Origin of the sequence: Trichocoleus sp. ST-U1 (genome assembly GCF_039961835.1) — a bacterium.
Taxonomy (GTDB): Bacteria; Cyanobacteriota; Cyanobacteriia; order Cyanobacteriales; family FACHB-T130; genus FACHB-T130.
Genome location: NZ_JAMPJZ010000168.1, coordinates 1 through 2283 on the forward strand (window position 1 = coordinate 1; position 2283 = coordinate 2283).

Genomic DNA, 2283 nt, shown 5'->3' on the forward strand with positions numbered 1-2283 from the left:
AAAACAGAGCAACAAAGTTTCACTAATTTCTCTTGAACTATCTGTTTGCGTAGGTTCTAGTGCCAACACAGCAGCAATAATTCTTCCGATGAGTACCCTGGCGGTGGTATCGGTTAAAATTGATGAACTTAGTAACCTTCGCGCAAAAGCACGGGTATCAGCTTGTTGACTGGTCACTAAACCCGCGATAAAGTCGCTGGATTCAAAAAAGAATTCTCGTTGCTGTTCGATCCAACGATAGGCTTGTGTACGTGCTTCTGGGAATGCACAATTAGCAAGAGCCAGGACTAATGTACTGTTGGGCTGGGCGGGGTCGTAGCGATCGCGTGCCAGTAAAAAGCCGAATTCGGCGGTTATTTCGTAAGGTTTATTCAGGAATTTGATTAATGTGTCTGTGTCAAGGCTATCGCAAAATTCTTTGCAGACGCGCAACGCTTTAACTGCAAAATGATGAACGGGACGGCAATCACTTTCTATTAATAACTGTACAAGTGCTGCTGGGTTTTGCTGCCAAAGTTCGGAAAAAGCTTCTTCTCTTACTTGCGGTTCTGGATCTCCCGGTTTGTAACCATCTTGACAACGCCATGCTTTAGGATGGGAGGCATAGCGGGGACTGTTTTCGTAAAGAATATGATTAAAAATTAGGTAGCCAGCATAAGTATCCCAACCTCTAGTAAAGCTTTCATAGGAACGGCGTTGTCCGTTCCATCTCCTGAAAGTTGACTGCTTGGCTGGTTGAGCGTCATCATCCGAATACTGTAGGAGAATATTGACTGCAAGATTGATATAGTTAGAATCGCTTTCTTCACCCAAAGTTTTAAGAGTACGCCAAACTCGCCGCCGCAGATATTCACGAGTTTGTTGGCTGTAAGCTTTTTTCGACTGCGGACTCTTGAGTTCTTCAGTGTGACGTTTCCCGGTACTATAATATTCGCGCTTCACTGAGTCCCATTGCCAACCCGTTTGCTGATTATTAAACGTCCCCGGTTCTTTCTCAAAGGCATAAGCAAGGATTCCGAAAACTTCTGCATCATGGCGATACTCAGCCATCTTGAAAATATGGCGAATTCGCTGGAAGTAGTTAGATTTAAAAGGTGTTTCGCATAAAATATCGAGTAGTGCTGGACGCACGTATTGGTTATCAATTTGATAAATAGTATCGAGAACGGAAAAACGCCTGTAATCGCTGCTATTTAAATAATCGCGAAGTGTAGTTGCAAATGTTTCTGCTGTTCCATTTCGGGCTAAATCGCGCAACTCTAAGGGCAGTTGTTCTATCTTCTCAGAACGCATCTGCCCTTGTGTCTGTTCATCTGATAATTTAAATAGTGCTTCCCAGGCGATGCGGCAGACGAATTCAGCAACAGATTTATGCTGGGAAAGTTCCCTGACAAAGGGAATGGTGCTCTCATCCCCACACCAACCCAACGCCCAAGCGATGCAATAATCTCTCAAAGCTTCGCCAGTTCCAATGAGTTGAATTAACAACGGCGTAGCTTCTCTAATTTTAAGTTCGCCAGCCCGCCAAATTGCCCGTTCCAGAGGCCATTTCCGATTGTCCCGGTTCGCCAAACGGTTGAGGATGGCTTGGTGGCGTGGGTCGCTGGTGATTGGTACATTACTTGCAGTTTGGACTGGTGCGGGTGCAGCTGGCTCGCTAACTGCCCCAGCGGTGACATCCCGATAGCCCTTCTGAATTTGGGAGTCAACCAGCTTATCGAACACTCGCTGCGCTTGGGCTAAAGGTACAGCCTGAACCGTCTTTGTACCTTCCTTGAGAGTTGTACCGCGTCGTCCGTAGCGGAAGTTAACGAGGTAGCGGTTTTCACCTGTCTTGCAGAGATCGACTTCGTAGACTTTATCTGAACTCCCGGCTTGGTAGAGAAGCGTAGTCCGTTGGATGAGTTCCATACGAGTGTCTCAAAGCTTGGTGTGTAAATAGTATAAATGTACTAAATAATTGCCAAAAGCGATCGCCTTCTTTGGAGAACTCGTCAACGCTGTTTATCGCGGTTCTCGGTTGACTCACATCTTGCACCAGTACAAATGCTCTAGTTGCCAAACAGTAGCCAGAAATGAGAGAAAAGGGCATGAAACCAAAAGATAGCAAGAACAATGTCTACAATTCTTGCCCTTAGCCCAAGGGCTAGTATACACCTTGCTCGGATTGATCCCTCTTTTGTTACTAGGGAGAGAGGATAATCAGGAAGAGATTCAACTAGCAATAGGGAAACTGACAGGAGAAGCGCGAAAATCATTCATGAGGTGAATTAATTTCAAAAA

Annotated in this window: 1 protein-coding gene; it reads right to left on the reverse strand. The window is 45.5% G+C overall.

Translation table 11 applies throughout. The annotated features are described in order from the left end of the window. Positions 1 to 1911: WGR domain-containing protein (locus NDA06_RS26555; RefSeq protein WP_348251953.1), on the reverse strand; the 1911-nt coding region annotated here is incomplete at its 3' end. Positions 1912 to 2283: the final 372 nt, after the last annotated feature.